The following is a 17,906-nucleotide window of genomic DNA, read 5'->3' on the forward strand; positions in this document are numbered from 1 at the left end:
CGACGCCCCGCCCGCGTCCCAGCCGGGGCCGGAAGGGAACCGTTACACTTGCGTCGTTCGAACCGGCTTGCGACATCGTCAGTATGAACTTCAAGATCGAGAAACGCGTCGGCGTCCGCGCCCCCTCCGACAGGATCTGGGAGGTCATCGCCGACCTGCCCGGCTGGGACAGCTGGAACCCGGTCGAGACGGGCGTGAGCGGGACCATCGCCTTCGGCGGCCAGATCAATCTCACCGAAAGCATCGAGGGCCTGCCCGGGCGTCAGGTCACCGGCCGGGTCGCCGACTGGCAGCCGAACGCCCAGCTGGTCTGGACCGAGAGGCGCGGCTGGCTGTTCAACGTGGTCCGCTACTACGAGATCGAGGAGCTCGAGCCCGGCAGCTGCATCATCGCCAACGGCTTCATCTTCTCCGGCTTTCGGGGCGAAGGCTTCCACGACAAGCACCGGAAGACGATCCGGAACGCCTGCGAGGCGATCGGCGAGGCGCTCAGGCTGAAGATCGACAGTCTATAGACGCTATTTTTCGGCGCCCTGTTCGGCCCGGGGCACATCCTTGGCGGCGTTCGAGGCCATGGTGTCCTGGATCTTGATGATCGCCGGACCCAGGATGACAGTGAAGAGCACCGGCAGGAAGAACAGGATCATCGGTACGGTCAGCTGGGCCGGCAAGGCCGCGGCCTTCTTCTCCGCCGCCGAGAGGCGCAGCTCGCGGTTCTCCTTGGCCATCGTTCGGAGCGCCGAACCCAGCGGCGTGCCGTACTGTTCGGCCTGGACCATGGCGGTCGCGACGGCGCGGACGCCCGGGTGGTTGGTCCGTTTGGCCAACCCCTCATAGGCCATGCGGCGTTCGGGCAGATAGCTGAGCTCGGCCGACAGCAGACTGAGTTCCTCGGCCAGGGCGATGGAGGTGGTGCCGATCTCCTGTGCCACCTTCACGATCGCCGACTCGATCGACATGCCCGCCTCGACGCAGATCAGCATCAGGTCGAGCGCGTCCGGGAAGGCCTGCATGATCGATTGCTTGCGCTTGGCGATCACGTTCTGGAGGAACATGTTCGGGGCGTAGAACCCTCCCACGGCGCCCGCCATGACGATCGCCACCTTGACCATCAGCGGCTGGCCGAAGTCGTTGACGAAGAAGATGTAGATGCCCGCCACCAGGAAGCCTACGAACGGCGAGGCGAAGCGGAAGAAGTAGAAGGTCGTCAGCGGCCGCGGTCCGCGGAAGCCGGCCTGGGACATCTGCTCGGCGACCTTGGGGTCCTCGAGCATCTTGGTCAGGTTCAGCCGGTCGACGACCGTCTTCTTGAACCCGTCGTCCGTGTGGCGGAGCCCGCCGCCGCCGGCCGCTATGGCCTGACGCGAACGACGCTTGAGCTCGTCGCGACGAACGGCGACCCCCTTCATCCGCTTTTCCAGGGCCACGCCGCTGCCCATGCCGCCCAGAAGGGTCAGGACCGTCGCGAAGACGAGCAGGGCCACCAGGCCGCTGATCAGGTTCACCGGCTCGACGATGGCGCGCATGATGGATTCCATGTCGCCCTCCTAGAACTTGAACGAGATCATGCGCTTCATCACGAAGATGCCGATCGCCATCCAGGTGGCTCCGCACAACAACATGATCTGGCCGCGGAAGTCGGTGAACATCAGCAGCATGTAGCTGGGGGTCGTGATCGACACGAGGATCATGACCACGGGCGGCATGGAGCCGATGATGCCGGCCGAGGCCACGGCTTCGGATGACAGCGCCTTGATCTTCTCGCCCATCATCCGGCGCGCGCGCAGCACGGTCGACAGGTTGCCCAGGGCCTCGGCCAGGTTGCCGCCGGTCTTCTGCTGGATGGCGATGACGATGGCGAAGAATTTCAGTTCCGGGGTCGGCATCCGCTCGTACATCCGGTCCAGGGCCTGGGACAGGGTCAGGCCCACGCCCAGCCCCTCGACCAGTTTCTGGAACTCGGGACCCAGCGGCGCCGGGCTCTCCTTGCCGATGATCTTGAAACAGTCGTGGACCGGCAGACCGGTCTTGATGCCGCGCACGATGACATCGACGGCGTTGGGGAACTCCGCTGCGAACTTCTTCATCCGGCTCTTGCCGATGAAGCCCACGACCCAGCGAGGCAGGCCGAGACCGGCCACCAGACCCGCGCCCAGGGCGACGAGGACATTGGGACCGAACAGCAGGGCCAGCAGGAAGACCAGGACCCCGGCGCCAATGCTGATGAAGGTGAAGGTCTTGATCGTCATGGCCAGGCCGGCGTGCTTCAGCTTGGCCGCCATGGTCATACGGGCCTTGCGCTCCTTGCGGTCGGCGTCCTTCAGCTGCAGCTCGATGGCCCTGCGCCGGGCCTCGGGCGTATTGGCCTCGGCCTTGGCGGCCTTGGCCCGGGCCGCGTTCGCCGTGGGCGTGGTGAAACCTTCGGCGCGTTTCAGGGCCCTTGCGCTGGAATCGTCGCCGCCGACGAAGGCCCAGCCCAGGCCGCCGATGGTGATGAAGGCGAGCACCGCTGCGAGGATCGGAAGCATCGCCCTACTCCGCCGCGTCGAGGGCTTCCGCCAGCTCGCGTTCCAGGCCGTAGTAACGGGCGCGGTCCCAGAACCGCGGACGGGCGATGCCGGTCGAGCGGTGACGGCCGACGATCTTGCCGTTCTCGTCCTCGCCGGTGATCTCGTAGACGAACAGGTCCTGGGTCACGATCACGTCGCCCTCCAGCCCCACCACCTCGGTGATGTGGGTGATGCGGCGCGAACCGTCTCGCAGGCGGGCGGCCTGGATGATGACGTCGACGGAGCCGACGATCATCTCGCGGATCGTCTTGGACGGCAGGCCGTAGCCGCCCATGGTGATCATGGACTCCATCCGGCTGATGGCTTCGCGGGGCGAGTTGGCGTGCAGCGTGCCCATCGAGCCGTCGTGGCCGGTGTTCATGGCCTGCAGCAGGTCGAAGGCTTCGGGTCCGCGGACCTCGCCGACGATGATCCGTTCGGGACGCATGCGCAGGCAGTTCTTGACCAGATCCCGCATGGTGATCGTGCCCTGGCCCTCGAGGTTGGGCGGGCGGGTTTCGAGACGCACCACATGCGGCTGCTGCAGTTGCAGTTCGGCGGCGTCCTCGCAGGTGATGACGCGCTCGGTGGGGTCGATGAAGGCGGTCAGGGTGTTCAGCAGCGTCGTCTTGCCCGAACCCGTACCGCCGGAGATGACGATGTTGCAGCGGCAGGCCCCGATGACGCCCAGGACGCGCGCGCCTTCCGGGCTGATGGAGGCGTACTCCACCAGGTTCTTCATCGTCAGCTTGTCTTTTTTGAACTTCCGGATCGTCAGGGTCGCGCCGTCGATGGCCAGAGGCGGGGCGATGACATTGACGCGAGACCCGTCAGGCAGGCGGGCGTCGCAGATCGGAGAGCTCTCGTCTACGCGGCGGCCGACTTGGGACACGATCCGCTGGCAGATATTCATCAGCTGCGTGTTGTCGCGGAAGCGGACATTGGTCAGCTGGACCTTGCCGTTCACCTCGATGAAGACCCGGCCGGCGCCGTTGACCATGATGTCGGCGATGTCGTCGCGGCCCAGCAGGGGCTCCAGCGGGCCGTAGCCGAGGACGTCGTTAACGATGTCCTGGACCAGGTGCTCCTGCTCGGCCACCGACATGGAGACGTTCTTGATCGCCACCAATTCGGCGACGATGTCGCGGATCTCTTCTGACGCGGCCTTGGTGTCCAGCTGCGCCAGCTGAGCCAGGTCGATGGTGTTCATCAGGGCGTTGAAGATCGTGGTCTTCGTGGCGTGGTAGTAGTCGCTTTGCTCGCGGACGATCTCGGCGACCGCCTGGGCCTTCTTCAGCTGTTCGAAGCCGGCCGTGGCTTTCGGGCCGGGTCCGGCGTTCGGCGGCGGCGCGGCGGCCGGCCTGGGCCGGGCGGCGAGGGCGTCGAGGCGATCGGCGGCGGGAGACGGCGGAGCCGAAGCCGCACGGCCCGAGGTATGGGCGAAGCCGGTCTCGGCGGGCGGAGCATCGGCGTTGAAGGCGAAGGCCTGGGTCTGCTGACCCTGGGCCGGCTGCGGCGGGAAGGCGTCATCGAACGCGTCAGCCGGTTGAGGCGGCGGCGCGGGGGCGGGCCGGGGCTCGGTCGCCACGCCGCCGGGCTGGGATGTACGCTTGCCGAACACCCGTCAGGTCTTCTTCTTGAACAGGCCGGAGAACATCGACTTCGATTCGCCTTTCGGCGCCTTGCCCGGCGCGGCCAGCATCGGCAGTTCGCGGCGCGAGACGATCTGGGCCAGGGTCTGGAAGGCCTCGGCGGCCTTGGACTTTGCGCCCGCGTCCAGGATCATCTGGCCGTTGTTGGCGGCTGCGCCGAACAGCTTGGCGTCGAACGGGATCGACAGGCTGGGGTGGACGCCCAGGGCCGCGCCGAAGTCCTTGGCCGGGATTTCCGGACGGCCGGGCACGCCGACCTGATTGAGCACCAGACGCGGCGGCGCGTCGTTCGGACGACCCGAGCGGATCAGGTCGATCATGTTCTTGGCGTTGCGCAGGGACGCCAGGTCGGGCGTCGCCACGACCACGACCTCGTCGGCCGAGATAAGGGTCTTTCTCATCCAGCCGGTCCAGATGTGCGGCAGGTCCAGCACCACGAAGGGCGCGGTGCCGCGGATCTGGCTGGTCACCTCCTCGAAGGCGTCCGGCGAGATGTCCCAGTCGTTGTCCAGGGTGGCGGGCGCGGCGAACAGCGACAGCTTGTCGGTGCAGCGGACCATCATCCGGTCCAGCAGGACGGCGTCCAGCCGGTCGGGCTGGCCGAGCGCCTCGGCGATCCCCGAAAGCGGGTCCTGGTTGAAGTCGAGGCCGGCGGTGCCGAACGGCAGGTCGTAGTCGACGATGACGGTGTTGGCGCCGATCCGCTCGGACATCGCATAGGCGGTGTTGTGTGCGACCGAGGACGCCCCCGCCCCGCCCCGCGCGCCGACGAAGGCGATGGAGCGGCCGACGAATGGCTGGGCCGGATCGGAGAACAGGCCGCCGATGGCGGCGATCAACTGCAGCGGCTGGACCGGGGCGACCAGATATTCGCTGACGCCGCGCTTCATCAGCTCGCGGAACAGGATGATGTCGTTGGTCGCGCCGATGACGACGACCTTGGTGCCTGCGTCGCAAACCTCGGCCAGACGGTCGACCTGCCACAGGAGGTTCTGTGGATCCTCCAGGCATTCGACGATGATCAGGGGCGGGGTCGGCTCGTGCGAATAGGCGTCGAGGGCGCCGGGAATGCCGCCGACGCGGATCTGGGTCGTGGCCCGCGACATGCGCCGGTCCTGACCCGCCCGCTCTGCGGCGGCCAGGGTGTCCTGACGCTCGGCGAAGACGTGGATGGCGATACGCGGGACGGTGACCTCGACCTGAAGCCCGCCCGGCTGGGGCGTCAGGGCGGCGGAGGCCCCGGCGACAAGCTCGCCCACGGGATTGAAGCCGGGCGCAGGGCCGGGGCCTTGAGCGACCGGCACGCCGGGGTGGGCCACAACGGCTCCGCCGGAGGCCGGAACCGGAGCGCCGGGCGCCGTGAACTGGAGAGGCTCTCGTGGATTGATGTCACCAGCTGCCACGGGTGCGGCCGCCGGCATGAAGTCGAGATCGGCGTCGAACTCGTCGTCGAGATCGTCGAAGGGGCGGGTGGCGAAGGCGTTGGTCATGTCCCGTCAGTCCACCGCATTCGAGACGCGCCCGCGATCCACAAGCACCTCACGTTCCGCCGCCGTCGGCTGGCCCGCGCGATAGCGGTCGAGGACGACGGTGCGCCGCGCGGCGTCCGACGGAGTCATGGCCCGCGGCGTGACGATGTCGCGCGGGTTGGCGATCTGGGCGGCCAGGTTGGCGTTCACCGAGCAGCCGAAGTTGGCGCTGCCGGCGTTGTTGCCGGTCCGGGCCAGATTGCTCCACTCCTGCCCGCACCGGGGCACGACGGCGCGCACGGTTTCGAAGCCGACCAGCACCGGGGCCCGGGGATCCGGGGCGACATAGGTTACGACACGCACCTGGTAGGGCGGCACGCCGGACGCTTCCAGCGCGCCCTTGATGCGCCAGGCGATGTCCGAGGCCACAGGATCGTCGCCCGACGGCGCCTCGACTGTCAGCATCGGCGCGCCCTCGGCGGCGAAGCGATTAACCATGTCGCGGAGGGCCAGGGTCTGATTTTCGGACAAACCGGTCTCGTGCACGGCGAGGGCCACGCGATCCAGTCCCGGTTCGACCTGCAGGGAGAACCGGGACGTCGGGGTCAATGGCGTCGGCCCCAGGCCCTCGGCCGGAGCGCCCATGCAGCCGGACAGGGCGGCTGCAATGGCAGCGGCGGCGGAAAGAAACAGGGTGCGGGTCATGCTGGTGCTCATGGGCGCGCTCACTCGATCACATAGCCCACCGGCCCCTGCCAGCCGGCGGTCGGCGAGGCGGTGGGGGCGGGCGAGCCGTAGGCCTGGTTCAGCTGGCCGAAGAAGATGGTCTGGGCGTCGGTCGCGATGCGAAGGCCATCGGCGGGCGTCTGCAGCTGATCACGCGACACCGGAGTGACGATGAAGGGTTCGACGATGATTGCGAGCTCGGTCTCGCCGGACAGATAGTCCCGCGAACGGAACAGCTGTCCCAGGACCGGCAGCCCCCCGATACCCGGCAGGCCGTCGATCGTCTGGCGGGTGGATTCCTGAAGGAGGCCAGCGATCATCATCGATCCGCCGGAGGGAATTTCCACCGTGTTCTGGACGCGGCGGACGTTCAGCCCGGCGATATTGAACGCGGAGTCCGTGTCGCCGCCCAGCGTGATGCCGCCGCTCTGCGTCAGCTCGGACACCTCGACCGAGATTTGCAGCGAGATGCGGCCGCCGGAAAGGACGATCGGCCGGAAGGCCAGGTTCACGCCGTAGGGCTTGAACTCGATGGTCACATTGCCGTCCCGGTCGCGGCCGGTCGGAACCGGGTATTCGCCGCCCGCGAGGAAGCTGGCGCTCTCGCCGTTGACCGAGGTGAGGTTGGGTTCAGCGAGGGTCCGGATCAGACCGACCCGCTCAAACGCCTTGATGGTCGCCTCGGCCTGGTTCACGCCGTCCGAGCCCGGGCCGGTGCCCGGCTGGGCTGTGTCCCAGTTGGACGCATCGGCCGGGCCTCTGACCGTATAGTTGCAAAGCACGTCGGGCGGGAATGCTCCGCCGCAGGGTCGCTGCAGCTGGAAATTCTGTGTGGTGTCGCGGCTCGATCCCAGCGACAGCCCCCCCAGCAGCCCGCCATTTGTTGCGAAGCTGGCCGCCTGTCCCAGCAGGAACTGGGTATTGCCGACCTGGCCCAGCACCGCCTCAGTATCGAAGCCCAGTTGCTTGATGGCGTTGCGCTGTACCTCGACGACGCGGACACGCAGAGTGACCTGGTCGGACTGGGCGACCGTCATCATGTTCAGCACCTTCTCAGGCGCGGAGACGAAAGCCCTGGCCAGGGCGACGGCGCGATCCGCCTCCGCCGCGCTGGTCACCAGGCCAGTCAGAACGATGCTGTCATTGACCGCCTCGGCCCGGATCCGGGACCCCGGAGCCACACGGCTGAGGGTGTCCTGAAGCGCAGAGGTGCCGGCGTCGACACGGACGCGCAGGGTCAGAATCTGCCGACCGGCGGCGTCGAGAAAGACCGCGTCGGTCTCGCCCGGCGCGATGCCGATGACGGTGATCCGGCGCGGCGAATGGACGTTGGCCTCGGCCACGGCGGGGTTCGACACGATCACATCCCGCGCATCGGCGGGCAGGTCGACGGCGAAGGAGGTTCCGCGCGGCAGGTTGACCAGCTGCGGACCCGAGCCGGCGGCCACCGTCTGGCGCGCGCCGTAGGTCTGGGCGCTCACGGGCGCGGCGGCGCCGGCGGCGACGAGGCCCGCGCAGGCCAAAGCGACGATACGGTTCAGGGAAGAGCTCATTGGACGCTCACCACTTCGGGCTCTCCGCCGCGGTAGATGCGGACGGTAGCGGGGCGGCTGGCGACCGGCGTCCGGGCCGGGGAGCCGACGCGGCCCGAGGGACCGGCGGTGTCGGCATAGGACCGGAGCGTCAGGGACAGGGTCCCGGCCGCCTTGGCCAGGGCCAGGGTCTCGGTGTCGGTCGGAGCGATTTCCAGGGTGGCGGTCGCGCCGACCACAGCCTGCTGATCGTCCTCGGCGCGTGTCGACTGGTCGATAGCCAGGACCTTGACGTTCTGCAGCACCAGGCGGCTGGCGAACTTGGCGCGGTTAGGTTCGTCGTCCGACGAGCCCTCGAGCTCGACCGTCACGATCACATCGACCCGGTCGCCCGGCAGGATGAAGCCGCCGGCGGCGGTCTCGGTCGAGACGGCGATGGCCATGGCCCGCATGCCGGGTTCCAGATAGGCGGCCATATAGCCGCTGTCTCCGGCGCGCACGATCTTGCGGCCGACGATGGGCTCTCCGGCCAGGATCGGCTCACGAACGACCGATCCGAAATATTCCGACTTGGCCCCGCCGCCGGTCAGCGCCTCGGCGGCGCGGGTGACGCGGGCGACCGTGCCTTCGGGCTTGTCTTCTTCGGCCGGAGAGGCGGCGGCCTCCTCGCCCTCGGCGGGTTCGGCCTGGGGCACAGGGACGGAACCATCGGTGATGAAGGCCGGATTGACCTCGTCAGCGGGCCAGTCCTTCCACTCCAGATCGGTGTCGGTGAGACGCTGGCCGGGCGCGAGATCACGGGCGGCGACCAGAACTTTTGCCATCGGGCGCGCGGGTTCGGCGGCGGCGGCGACGGCCGCGGGTTCGCCCGAGGACGATCCCATGGCGCGCACGACCAGGGCCAGGCCGATGGCGGCCACGGCGGCGATGCAGATTACGGCAATACGGGCGGGCTTCATCGACGGTCTCCGGCGAGACCACACGCGCGAATCGTGACGCTGGCGGGTCTACCGTTAACGACCATGGCGGGCGCGGGTTAACGCGGCCCTAAACGCCGACGTCGGTCAGCCGGCGGCGAATGTCATCAGCAATGCGCTGGACGGGAAGGCCATCAGGGCGCCGGCGCAGATGGCGATGCCGTAGGGGATGTCGCCCTTGGTCTCCAGCAGGGTGTGGACCCAGCCCGGGCCGCCGACGATGTGGGGCGCGACGTCGCGCCGGGCGACGATCAGGGCCAGCGACAGAAGGCCCCCGAACACGGCCGTCCAGAGTACGAATTCGAAAGAGGCCGACGGACCCAGCCACAAACAGGCCGCAGCGATCAGCTTGGCGTCGCCGCCGCCGATGACCCGGAGCGCGAAAAGTCCCATTCCGACCAGAAGGGCGATGACGGCCACGCCGCCGTGCATTCCGACGACATCCAGCGGCAGGCCGACGGCGAAAGCCGCCGGGAAGAAGCCGAGGATCAGCGATCCGGACAGCCAGTTCGGAATCCGCATTGTCGTCAGGTCCGACAGGGCCGCCGCGATGACGAGGCCGGGCAGGACGCTGAGAAGGGCGAGGGAAACAAGATCCATGACGGCATCCTGCATGGGGCGGGTTAAATCCGGGTTGCCGCGCCGACCTGGCCGGAAAAAACAAAGGGCCGGCGTGTTTCCACGCCGGCCCCCGCTTTCAAGACCCGTGAGGGTTTAGCCGAGCTTGGCCGAGACCTTGCCGAACGTGGCCGAAAGGTTGGTGCCGACCAGCTGGACGGCGCCGATGATGACGACGGCGATCAGGGCCGCGATCAGGCCGTACTCGATGGCGGTGGCGCCCGACTCGTCCTTGGCGAAACGCGAAACGAACTTGGTCATGGTGATCTTCCTTGTGAAATCTGTGAAGCGAGCAACGATGGCTGGGAGGCTCGGTCGCCCGCTTGTCCCCCAAACGCATGGGCATATTGGCCCGGATCGGTTAAAACCGGGCTAGAAGGCGTGGTTACCCGCTCGTTTACTGTAAAAAGTTCGCATGATCGCCGCACGCGGACAGCAAAAGCCCCGCCATCATTGAACAAGACGCTGGTTCAGGCCTGCACGACCAAGCTCATCCGTTAACGCTTGTTCAGGCGTCTGAACGAAACATGTCCGAAAGTCTCTCACTTTAGAGTTTGTAGAGGTTTCCAGCCGATCTTCGCGTCTCGCCCTCGCGCGCGCCCGTTCAGAGCTACAAGGACACATAACCATGGCCGGACCGATCGCCGCCCTGCTGCGCCCCGCCCTCCTCGCCGGCCTGTTGCTGGCCGCGGGAGCAGCCCCCCTGAGCCAGGCATGGGCCCAGACACTGAATGTCGAGATCGACCGTTCCACCCGGATCGGCCTGACGGGATCGGCCGCCTCGGTCATCGTCGGCAACCCCGCCATCGCCGACGTGACGGTCGTGGACGCCAACACCCTGTTCGTCACGGGCAAGGGCTATGGCGTAACCGAGGTCGTCGCCGTGGACGGCGTCGGCCGCACCATCTTCCAGGGCGAGATCGTCGTCACCGGCGGATCGACCGGCTCCGTTCGCGTGTGGCGCGGCGCACAGGCGACCGAGATGGCCTGCGCCGCCTCCTGCGCCCCCAGCATCCGCAATGTCTCCGGTCCCGCCACCGCCTCGGCCGGCGCGACCCCGACCCCCTGATCCATGACCCGGTCCCTGTTCCGCAGACGCGGCCGGGCCGCCGTTCGCCCCCGTCGGGAAGGCGCCGCGGCGGTCGAGTTCGCCATGGTCGCCGCCCCGTTCTTCTTCATGATCTTCGCCGTGCTGGAACTCGGTCTGGTCTTCCTGATCGACTCCACGCTCGAGAACGCCGTGCTGAGCGCCAGCAGGCTGGTCCGCACCGGACGCGCCGAGACCGAGGCCGTCAGCGACGCCCAGTTCAAGTCCGCCCTGTGCGCGCAGATGAGCGTGTTTGAAGGCGACTGCATCTCCCGCGCAGACGTGGACGTGCGGATCATGCCCCGGTTCAGCGACGGCACGCCCGACAGTCCGATCCGGAACGGCGTCATGAACACAGGCGATCTCGAATACGACATCGGCGAGCCCGGCGATCTGATGCTGGTGCGCGTCTGGTATTCCCAGCCTCTGGTCACGCCCTTCATGCAACAGGCGATGTCGCGGCTGGACTCGGGCGCGGCGGTGATCTCGGTCGCCACCGCCTTCCGCAACGAGCCCTATCGCGCGCCGAACCCATGAGCCTGGCTCCTTCGACCAGCCTGGGTTTCCTGCGCCGGTTCGGCCGCGACGGCTCCGGCGTGTCCGCCGTCGAATTCGCCCTGCTCGCCCCGGTGCTGATCCTGATCTATTTCGGCCTCGCCGAGTTCTGTCAGGCCTATATGGCCCAGCGCCGCATGGGTCACTCGACCTCCCAGGTCGCCGACATCGTGGCCCAGTACCAGACGGTGGACACGGACCTGATCGACGACACCTTCGCCATCGGCGGGCTGGTGCTGGCGCCCTTCCCCGACAGCGCCCTGAAGCTGCGCGTCACCGCCATCACACGGGGAACCGACGGTGTGGCGCGAGTGACCTGGAGCCGGGGCAGGGGCATGACCGCGCGCACGGGGCTGGTGACCGTCCCCGACGGACTGATCGAGAACGGCGAGAGCGTCATCATGAGCGAGGGGACCTATGACTACGTCTCGCCGCTCAACCAGGTCCTCGGAACCAAGCAGTTCGCCCATACATATTGGCTGCGGCCTCGGTTGGTGAGCACGATCACCTGCTCGAACTGCTAGCGGGCCTGGCCGATCAGGGCGGCCCTGATCGCCGCGATCTTGGTGTCCGTTTCCCGAAGCTCCGAAATCGGATCGCTGTCCGCCACGATTCCTGCCCCGGCCAGGGTCCGGAAGACCCAGACCTCGCCCTCACGCCAGAAAGAGATGGTCCGGATCAGCACCGAGGCCGTCAGCGCGCCGTCGTCATCGAGCAGGAACAGGCTCCCGCACCAGGCGCCGCGCGGCCCTTCGTGTTCCGCGATCACCCGCATGGCCTGATGCTTGGGCGCACCGGTGATCGATCCCGGCGGGAATGACGCCGCCAGCACCTCGGCCGGGCCGATGCCCGGTTCGGTCTCACCGGTTACGGTGGAGACCAGATGGTGGACGGTGGCGAAGCTCTCGAGCTCGAACAGTGTCTCGACCACGACCGAACCCGGCCGCGCGACCCGCGACAGGTCGTTGCGCATCAGGTCGACGATCATCAGGTTCTCGGCCCGATCCTTGGCGCTGGCGATCAGTTCGGCGGCATTGGCGGCATCGATCGCTGCATCGGGGTCACGAGGACGCGTCCCCTTGATCGGCCGGGTCTCGATCCGCCGGCTTGCCGGGTCGAACGTCAGGAACAGTTCGGGGGAGTTTGAGACGAGCACCCGATCCCCGACCCGCCAGAGGGCGCTGTAGGGCGCCGCCCCCGCCGCCAGCCGGACGAAGACGGCGAACGGATCGAACCCGGGTTTGAGCTCGCCCTGCCACGCCCGGGCGATATTGGCCTGGAACAGGTCCCCGGCCGCGATCCGCGCCACGACATCCGCTACGGCGTCGATGTAATCGCGCTCCGGCCGTTCCGGCTCGAAGCGCGCCGCCGGGACCCCGCCGGGCGCGGAAGGCTTCGCCCCATCGATCCAGCCGACGGCCCTGTCCGCCGCCTTGGCCGCCTCGGCCTGGTCCCTTCCCATCCCGACGGCCGAGACCGTCCCTGCCGCATGGTCGAAGACCAGCATGGCCGGGTAACGCGCCAGCATCAGATCCGGCCAGTCGCCCGGCGACTCCCCCCGGTCTCCGGTCGCGGGGCGGGCGCCCGCGTCGTAGGTCGCCAGACCGACGACGAAGCGATCCATGGCCTGCTCGGCCAGGTCGGCGAAGGGCCGGTCCGCCTCCATTCGCGTCGTCACAATCCGGTCAGGCTCGCAAGCGACCCAGGACCGCCCGCCGTTGGAACCGCCATCGGACAGCAGGCACAGGGCCCCCTCGCGATGCGCCTGCCCGGCCGCGACGGCCAGCGGCTCGACCCAGTCGAGGGTTCTGACTGCGCGGACCGTCACGCCGCAAGCCGCTCCGCGATCCGGTCGCGCAGGGCCGCGTCGACGCCGAGCGCCTGTTCCAGATAGCCGTCGATGGAGCCGTGCCGCGCGTCGATCGCGGCGATGGCGGCGTCCAGATAGGCGGGTTCGACCCCCATGAAGGCGACCACGGCGTCGTGCGAGGCGTCGCGTCCGGTGAAGCCCTTCAACTGTTCGGCAATGGCCGGCGCGCGGCCGACCAGATCGACCGCCGTATTGGTCAGGAGGTAGTCTTCCATCAGGTCGTCGTGGCGGACGCCCACGAGATGATGCGTCAGGGCCGCCAGCATGCCGGTCCGGTCCTTGCCCGCCGCACAGTGGATCAGCACGGGCCGGTCGGTCTCGCCCAGCGCATGGAAATAGCGGCTGAACAGATCGATATGGGCCGGGGCGAAGGGCAGTTCGCGATAGGTCGCGGTCATAAATCTGCGACCCGAATCCGGGGTCAGGTCGGCGGTCTTCAGGAAGGTGATGTGCGGCGCCTCGCCCCGCTCGTCGAGATCGCTCTCGAACACCTGGCCGGTGAACCTTGCAGGTCGCCTGGAGGGCTGGCGACGACGTTCGACCGGCCGGCGCAGATCGACGACGACGCCGAGATCCAGCGACGCCAGCTTCGCCAGATCCGCTTCCGACACCGAGGCCTGATGCGCCGACCGGAACAGCCGGCCCGTCTTCAGCACCCGGCCCGCGGCGGTGTCGTAACCGCCGTAGTCGCGGAAGTTGTCGAGGGAGTCGAAGGCGTGGATGCGGGAGGTCATAGCCTCCCTATAGGGGGTTTCAGCGCGGCCCGACCAGCCCGGCCATGGCGTCCAGATAGGCGACGAAGGCCTTCCTGCCGGGTTCGGTCATCGAGGCCTCGGTCAGGGGCTTTCGACCCACAAACCGCTTGGTCACGGCGACGAACCCCGCCTCCTCCAGCTTCCGCAGATGGACCGACAGATTGCCGTCGGTCGTCTGCAGCCGGGCCTTCAGCGTGCCGAAGTCGGCGCTGTCCACGCCGGACAGGGCCGCCATGATGCCGAGCCGGACCCGCCCATGAATGACGTCGTCGATCCGCCCGATGTCGAAATCGTCCGTCATGCTCAGCCCCGCTTCGCGGCGCGCATCAGCAGATAGCCGGGCAGGGCCATCAGCACATAAAGAGCTGCTGCATAGGCCAGATACTGGGCCGTAGAGCCTGATATCAGGGCCAGAACCGGCGCCGCGATGAAGGAGCCGATCGCCAGGTACCACAGCATGCGCTGACGCAGCATGGTCGCGGAGACGGCCCAGCCCATGCCGTAGAAGGCCATGATGATCGAGGGGATGGCCAGCGACCATTCCGCCATGTTCACCTCGCCCGTCCGGCCGACGTCGAGCAGCATCAGGGCCGTGAACAGCGAGAAGATACCCCATCCGAGGGCGGACCAGACGCTGCCGAAGGCGCGGTTGGCCGCCGTCTCGACGCCGCCCTGCGCCTTCAGCCGGCGGAGCAGGACGAAGAGGGTGACAAAGAAGACCAGCAGGGCGGCGCCCCAGATCAGGCCGTAGCCGGCCGGATCGATGGGCAACAGGCCCGTGATGATGAACCAGTGCGCAATGCTCGCCGTGCCCCAGATCAGGCCGGCTGCGAAGAGGATAGCCCCTCCCTGTGGAGGCGTGTTCGCCCCCTCCTCGGCGAGGCTGCGCAGCCAGGCGATGTCGGCGGTGTCGTTGTTCGGATCGGTCATGACGGGTTTCTCCAGCTCGTTTTCTGTAGTCAGCGGGCCCGGCCGAAGGCCAGCACCAGACCGGGGATCAGCGCGGCGCAAACCAGGCCGTAGGCATAGGCGAGATACTGGGTCGGCGTACCGACCAGCGAGGCGACCCCCATCGCTCCGAACAGGGCGCCGGCCGCGACGGCGACCATCCAGCCCGGCCCGCCCCGGAGAGCCGCGACGGCCCAGGCGACGCCGTAGAAGGCGAGACCGACCGGCGACATCCACATCATCAGGGCCCAGTTCTGGGTGACTCCGGATGCGACGGCGAGCGATATCGCCGCCGCGATCTGGAACAGGATCGCCCAGCGCGACCATACGGCCGCCCGCTTCGCCGGCTCTCCGCCGACACTGCGCAGGCGTCGCACGGTGATGATGAAGGCGGCGACGGCCACCGGCCAGCTCACGGACAGCATCGCCGGGTGCAGAGGCAGGGCCCCGGTCACCACGCCCCACTGGAACAGGTTGGCGACTCCGAAGATCGCACCGGCGGCGATCAGATTGCGTCCGGCCGCGACCCGCAGCGTCGGCTGGCCGGGAGCGACGGAAACGGGTTCGAAGATCGTGGCGGTCATCGCGGATTCCTCCGTGGTTGATGCGCCTCGATCCCATATTCACTTTGTGATGTAAAGTTCTTTTTCTCTTCTGGATGCATGGGCGCCGGGCCTCAGCTAGAAGCGACCGATGACGCCGACCTATCACAGCATCGCCTACGCCGGATTCGAGGTCGCCAACCCCGTGACGCTGGACGCCGTCCTGGCCCTTGTCGCCCGGACCGGCCTGCCGGACGCCGCGACGGCGCTGGACATCGGCGCCGGCGCAGGCGGGATTTCGGTCGCCCTCGCGCGCGACTTCGGCCTGCGGGTCCAGGCGATCGAACGCTATCCCGACATGGCCCGGATGATCCGCGACCGCGCGGAAGCGGCCGGGTTCACCGACAAGGTGACCGTGATCGCCGAAGGCTCGGCGACCGCACTCGACCGCCTCGCTCCCGCCGACCTGATCGTGGCGCTCGGCTCGACCGAACCGGCCGGGCCGGGCATCCGGTCTGCGAAGGAGATCTTCGCGCGGTTGGCCGAGCGGCTCACCTCGCCCGGCTGGCTGCTGTGGGGCGACCTGACCTGGAAGGGCGAGCCGCCCGAACCTCTGCGTCAGGTGATCGGAGCCACCGGCGACTACGCCACCCATGAAGGCTGGCTTGCCGCCGCCGAGGCCGCCGGGCTGGAAATCGTCTCGGCGGAAATCGCACCGGACGCCGACTGGGACGCCTTCTTCGGCGGCGCGGACACCCGGGTCCGCGACTGGCTCGCCGCCAACCCCGACGACCTGGCGGCGCCGTCGATCAGCAAGCGCGCCGACCTGTCGAAGGCGACCTTCGACTTCGGTCGGCCCTGGCTCAGCTTCGGCCTCTATCTGTTGCGAAAAAGGTAAACCCTCTCCGGGCGGGAGAGGATTTTCTGCCCCATACCCATCAACACATCCCCCGAATCCGCCTTTGAATTCAAAGACCGGGTCGAACGAAAGGCATTCTATCAGGCGCCCCGTTCAGCCGGGTTACAATGCTCGCGAACCGGGCTTTCGCCTGTCGCCGAGAAAAGGAGATTTCGTCCGTTTCGTCCGTTTCGTCAGGGTGTTTTTCGTCCGGACGAGCCGGACCGATCAGCGGAACGGCGGCTCGTCGAAGGCGCGCAGCTTGCGGGAGTGAAGGCTGGCCCCCTCCTTGCGCAGCAGGTCGATCGCCTGGATGCCGATCTGCAAATGCTCGGAGATCGAGCCTTCGTAGAAACGGTTGGCCTGCCCCGGCAGCTTGATCTCGCCGTGCAGCGGCTTGTCCGAGACGCACAGCAGCGTCCCGTAGGGCACCCGGAAGCGATAGCCCTGGGCTGCGATCGTGGCGCTCTCCATGTCGATGGCAACGGCCCGCGACTGGTTGAAGCGCAGCGCCGACTTGGAATAGCGCAGCTCCCAGTTCCGGTCGTCGGTGGTCACGACGGTGCCCGTCCGAAGGCGGCGTTTGACCTCCTCGCCCGGCGCGCCCGAGACCATCTTGGCGGCGTCATAAAGAGCGCGCTGAACCTCGGCGATCGAGGGAATGGGGATGTCGGGCGGCAGGACCGCGTCCAGGACGTGGTCGTCGCGCAGATAGGCGTGCGCCAGGACGTAGTCGCCGATCGTCTGCGAGGGACGCAAGCCGCCGCAGTGGCCGATCATCATCCAGGCATGGGGCCGGGTGACGGCCAGGTGGTCGCAGATCGTCTTGGCGTTCGACGGCCCCACCCCGATGTTGACCAGGGTGATGCCGTTATGGCCGGGCGCGGTCAGGTGGTAGGCGGGCATCTGGTGCTTCTTCCAGGCCGCGTCCATCACCGCATCGGCGTCAGCCGTCTCGCGCGTGATGACGACGCCCCCGGCGCACGACAGGGTCTCGTAGGCGCTGTTGGGGTCCTTCAGTTGTTCGCAGGCCCAGCGCACGAAGTCGTCGACGTAACGGTTGTAGTTGGTGAACAGCACATAGGACTGGACGTGTTCGACCGGCGTCCCGGTGTAGTGTCGCAGCCGGGCCAGCGAGAAGTCGGTGCGCAGCCCGTCGAACTGCGACAGGGGGAAATCCTCGTTCAGGTCGAACAGGCCGTCGGAGATCTCGTCGCCGATATGGGCCAGGTCCGTGGTCGGGAAATAGCGCGCAATGGCCGCGGTCTGCGACGGGTTCAGCACCACGTCGGACCCGTCGAGCACATAGGGGAAGGGAATCTCCTGCTCCGACGGACCGACCTCGAACGTCACGTCGTAGTCCTGCTGAAGCAACGTCAGCTGCTCCATCAGATAGGGGCGGTAAAGGTCCGGACGGGTGATGGTGGTGGAATAGACCCCCTGGCGCGACATCCGGGCGTAGGACCGGATCGGCAGATTGGTCGGGCGGTCGCCGAACCAGCTGATCTTCAGCGAGGGGTAGGAAAACAGCCCGTTCGCCCGGGCCTCGGGGTCCGCCCGCTCGCCGGTGGCGAGGAAGGTCCGGACGGCGTCCCGCAGCGCGGCGACGGATAGGGTGTAGAGGTGTTCGAGGCGATCCAGCGCCTCGGGCGCCGACAGCGCCCCGTTTTTCTGTTCTGTCATGACCTCCTCTAGCGGATCATCATGGCGCTGGCGAGACAGTGACGC

20 protein-coding genes are annotated in these 17,906 nt (G+C 67.8%); 5 read left to right on the forward strand and 15 right to left on the reverse strand.

Features of this window, described 5'->3' with window-relative positions; translation table 11 throughout:
* The first annotated feature begins 83 nt into the window (after positions 1–83).
* On the forward strand, positions 84–515 hold the full coding sequence (locus RMO01_RS08335) for an SRPBCC domain-containing protein (protein WP_309628718.1): 432 nt from the start codon (positions 84–86) through the stop codon (positions 513–515).
* A gap of 3 nt (positions 516–518) precedes the next feature.
* Here RMO01_RS08335 and RMO01_RS08340 read toward each other — a convergent pair whose 3' ends face one another.
* The 9 genes from RMO01_RS08340 to RMO01_RS08380 form a co-directional block, all read right to left on the reverse strand.
* Positions 519–1,538, reverse strand: a complete 1,020-nt coding sequence (locus RMO01_RS08340; protein WP_309628581.1) for a type II secretion system F family protein — start codon at positions 1,536–1,538, stop codon at positions 519–521.
* 9 nt (positions 1,539–1,547) lie between these two features.
* Positions 1,548–2,528: a type II secretion system F family protein gene (locus tag RMO01_RS08345; protein ID WP_309628582.1), complete on the reverse strand. Its 981-nt coding sequence runs from the start codon at positions 2,526–2,528 to the stop codon at positions 1,548–1,550.
* A 4-nt stretch (positions 2,529–2,532) separates the two neighbouring features.
* Positions 2,533–4,170 (reverse strand): CpaF family protein, encoded by a 1,638-nt coding sequence (locus RMO01_RS08350; protein ID WP_309628583.1) that lies wholly within the window; start codon positions 4,168–4,170, stop codon positions 2,533–2,535.
* A gap of 3 nt (positions 4,171–4,173) precedes the next feature.
* Positions 4,174–5,691, reverse strand: coding sequence for a CpaE family protein (locus RMO01_RS08355; RefSeq protein WP_309628584.1), 1,518 nt, complete (start codon positions 5,689–5,691; stop codon positions 4,174–4,176).
* A 6-nt stretch (positions 5,692–5,697) separates the two neighbouring features.
* Positions 5,698–6,387: a CpaD family pilus assembly protein gene (locus tag RMO01_RS08360; RefSeq protein ID WP_309628585.1), complete on the reverse strand. Its 690-nt coding sequence runs from the start codon at positions 6,385–6,387 to the stop codon at positions 5,698–5,700.
* Between the two features lie 8 nt (positions 6,388–6,395).
* Positions 6,396–7,949: a type II and III secretion system protein family protein gene (locus RMO01_RS08365; RefSeq protein ID WP_309628586.1), complete on the reverse strand. Its 1,554-nt coding sequence runs from the start codon at positions 7,947–7,949 to the stop codon at positions 6,396–6,398.
* The gene (gene cpaB / locus RMO01_RS08370; RefSeq protein WP_309628587.1) at positions 7,946–8,887 is read right to left on the reverse strand and encodes a Flp pilus assembly protein CpaB; all 942 of its coding nucleotides are present in this window, start codon (positions 8,885–8,887) and stop codon (positions 7,946–7,948) included. The genes RMO01_RS08365 and cpaB overlap by 4 nt, the downstream gene beginning before the upstream one ends.
* 105 nt (positions 8,888–8,992) lie before the next feature.
* Positions 8,993–9,505, reverse strand: coding sequence for a prepilin peptidase (locus RMO01_RS08375; protein ID WP_309628588.1), 513 nt, complete (start codon positions 9,503–9,505; stop codon positions 8,993–8,995).
* A 114-nt stretch (positions 9,506–9,619) separates the two neighbouring features.
* On the reverse strand, positions 9,620–9,784 hold the full coding sequence (locus RMO01_RS08380; RefSeq protein WP_298159380.1) for a Flp family type IVb pilin: 165 nt from the start codon (positions 9,782–9,784) through the stop codon (positions 9,620–9,622).
* A gap of 367 nt (positions 9,785–10,151) precedes the next feature.
* Here RMO01_RS08380 and RMO01_RS08385 point away from each other — a divergent pair, with 367 nt between their 5' ends.
* From RMO01_RS08385 to RMO01_RS08395, 3 genes are read left to right on the forward strand one after another with little or no spacing between them, the layout of a single operon-like run.
* Positions 10,152–10,592, forward strand: a complete 441-nt coding sequence (locus tag RMO01_RS08385) for a pilus assembly protein N-terminal domain-containing protein (RefSeq protein WP_309628589.1) — start codon at positions 10,152–10,154, stop codon at positions 10,590–10,592.
* 3 nt (positions 10,593–10,595) lie between these two features.
* A complete protein-coding gene (locus RMO01_RS08390) occupies positions 10,596–11,147 on the forward strand; it encodes a pilus assembly protein (protein ID WP_309628590.1) in 552 nt (183 codons plus the stop codon).
* Complete coding sequence (locus tag RMO01_RS08395) at positions 11,144–11,689, forward strand: pilus assembly protein (RefSeq protein WP_309628591.1); 546 nt, start codon at positions 11,144–11,146, stop codon at positions 11,687–11,689. Before RMO01_RS08390 ends, RMO01_RS08395 begins: the two co-directional genes overlap by 4 nt.
* Here RMO01_RS08395 and RMO01_RS08400 read toward each other — a convergent pair.
* Genes RMO01_RS08400 through RMO01_RS08420 form a run of 5 tightly spaced genes read right to left on the reverse strand, consistent with a single transcriptional unit; the run spans position 11,686 to position 15,322 of the window.
* A complete protein-coding gene (locus tag RMO01_RS08400) occupies positions 11,686–12,993 on the reverse strand; it encodes an anthranilate synthase component I family protein (protein WP_309628592.1) in 1,308 nt (435 codons plus the stop codon). The two genes, RMO01_RS08395 and RMO01_RS08400, sit on opposite strands and share 4 nt — an antisense overlap.
* Positions 12,990–13,769, reverse strand: a complete 780-nt coding sequence (locus tag RMO01_RS08405) for a tyrosine-protein phosphatase (protein WP_309628593.1) — start codon at positions 13,767–13,769, stop codon at positions 12,990–12,992. Before RMO01_RS08405 ends, RMO01_RS08400 begins: the two co-directional genes overlap by 4 nt.
* Positions 13,770–13,788: 19 nt before the next feature.
* The gene (locus RMO01_RS08410; RefSeq protein ID WP_309628594.1) at positions 13,789–14,091 is read right to left on the reverse strand and encodes a transcriptional regulator; all 303 of its coding nucleotides are present in this window, start codon (positions 14,089–14,091) and stop codon (positions 13,789–13,791) included.
* Positions 14,092–14,093: 2 nt separating this feature from the next.
* The gene (locus RMO01_RS08415) at positions 14,094–14,720 is read right to left on the reverse strand and encodes a hypothetical protein (RefSeq protein WP_309628595.1); all 627 of its coding nucleotides are present in this window, start codon (positions 14,718–14,720) and stop codon (positions 14,094–14,096) included.
* Between the two features lie 29 nt (positions 14,721–14,749).
* Positions 14,750–15,322, reverse strand: coding sequence for a hypothetical protein (locus RMO01_RS08420; protein WP_309628596.1), 573 nt, complete (start codon positions 15,320–15,322; stop codon positions 14,750–14,752).
* Between the two features lie 109 nt (positions 15,323–15,431).
* Here RMO01_RS08420 and RMO01_RS08425 point away from each other — a divergent pair, with 109 nt between their 5' ends.
* On the forward strand, positions 15,432–16,178 hold the full coding sequence (locus RMO01_RS08425) for a methyltransferase domain-containing protein (RefSeq protein ID WP_309628597.1): 747 nt from the start codon (positions 15,432–15,434) through the stop codon (positions 16,176–16,178).
* A 228-nt stretch (positions 16,179–16,406) separates the two neighbouring features.
* Here the strand turns inward: RMO01_RS08425 and RMO01_RS08430 are convergent, their stop codons facing one another.
* Positions 16,407–17,861 (reverse strand): AMP nucleosidase, encoded by a 1,455-nt coding sequence (locus RMO01_RS08430; RefSeq protein WP_309628598.1) that lies wholly within the window; start codon positions 17,859–17,861, stop codon positions 16,407–16,409.
* Between the last annotated feature and the right edge of the window lie 45 nt (positions 17,862–17,906).

This window comes from Brevundimonas sp. (assembly GCF_031412435.1).
Classification (GTDB): domain Bacteria; phylum Pseudomonadota; class Alphaproteobacteria; order Caulobacterales; family Caulobacteraceae; genus Brevundimonas.

What these genes read in the sequence shown, in the direction of transcription:
- RMO01_RS08335 (WP_309628718.1), top strand. Translation starts at nt 84, where the DNA reads ATGAACTTCAAGATCGAGAAACGCGTCGGCGTCCGCGCCCCCTCCGAC.
- RMO01_RS08345 (WP_309628582.1), bottom strand. Translation starts at nt 2,528, where the DNA reads ATGCTTCCGATCCTCGCAGCGGTGCTCGCCTTCATCACCATCGGCGGC.
- RMO01_RS08395 (WP_309628591.1), top strand. Translation starts at nt 11,144, where the DNA reads ATGAGCCTGGCTCCTTCGACCAGCCTGGGTTTCCTGCGCCGGTTCGGC.
- RMO01_RS08390 (WP_309628590.1), top strand. Translation starts at nt 10,596, where the DNA reads ATGACCCGGTCCCTGTTCCGCAGACGCGGCCGGGCCGCCGTTCGCCCC.
- RMO01_RS08360 (WP_309628585.1), bottom strand. Translation starts at nt 6,387, where the DNA reads ATGAGCACCAGCATGACCCGCACCCTGTTTCTTTCCGCCGCCGCTGCC.
- RMO01_RS08365 (WP_309628586.1), bottom strand. Translation starts at nt 7,949, where the DNA reads ATGAGCTCTTCCCTGAACCGTATCGTCGCTTTGGCCTGCGCGGGCCTC.
- RMO01_RS08410 (WP_309628594.1), bottom strand. Translation starts at nt 14,091, where the DNA reads ATGACGGACGATTTCGACATCGGGCGGATCGACGACGTCATTCATGGG.
- RMO01_RS08405 (WP_309628593.1), bottom strand. Translation starts at nt 13,769, where the DNA reads ATGACCTCCCGCATCCACGCCTTCGACTCCCTCGACAACTTCCGCGAC.
- cpaB (WP_309628587.1), bottom strand. Translation starts at nt 8,887, where the DNA reads ATGAAGCCCGCCCGTATTGCCGTAATCTGCATCGCCGCCGTGGCCGCC.
- RMO01_RS08375 (WP_309628588.1), bottom strand. Translation starts at nt 9,505, where the DNA reads ATGGATCTTGTTTCCCTCGCCCTTCTCAGCGTCCTGCCCGGCCTCGTC.
- RMO01_RS08415 (WP_309628595.1), bottom strand. Translation starts at nt 14,720, where the DNA reads ATGACCGATCCGAACAACGACACCGCCGACATCGCCTGGCTGCGCAGC.
- RMO01_RS08430 (WP_309628598.1), bottom strand. Translation starts at nt 17,861, where the DNA reads ATGACAGAACAGAAAAACGGGGCGCTGTCGGCGCCCGAGGCGCTGGAT.
- RMO01_RS08355 (WP_309628584.1), bottom strand. Translation starts at nt 5,691, where the DNA reads ATGACCAACGCCTTCGCCACCCGCCCCTTCGACGATCTCGACGACGAG.
- RMO01_RS08340 (WP_309628581.1), bottom strand. Translation starts at nt 1,538, where the DNA reads ATGGAATCCATCATGCGCGCCATCGTCGAGCCGGTGAACCTGATCAGC.
- RMO01_RS08385 (WP_309628589.1), top strand. Translation starts at nt 10,152, where the DNA reads ATGGCCGGACCGATCGCCGCCCTGCTGCGCCCCGCCCTCCTCGCCGGC.
- RMO01_RS08380 (WP_298159380.1), bottom strand. Translation starts at nt 9,784, where the DNA reads ATGACCAAGTTCGTTTCGCGTTTCGCCAAGGACGAGTCGGGCGCCACC.
- RMO01_RS08420 (WP_309628596.1), bottom strand. Translation starts at nt 15,322, where the DNA reads ATGACCGCCACGATCTTCGAACCCGTTTCCGTCGCTCCCGGCCAGCCG.
- RMO01_RS08425 (WP_309628597.1), top strand. Translation starts at nt 15,432, where the DNA reads ATGACGCCGACCTATCACAGCATCGCCTACGCCGGATTCGAGGTCGCC.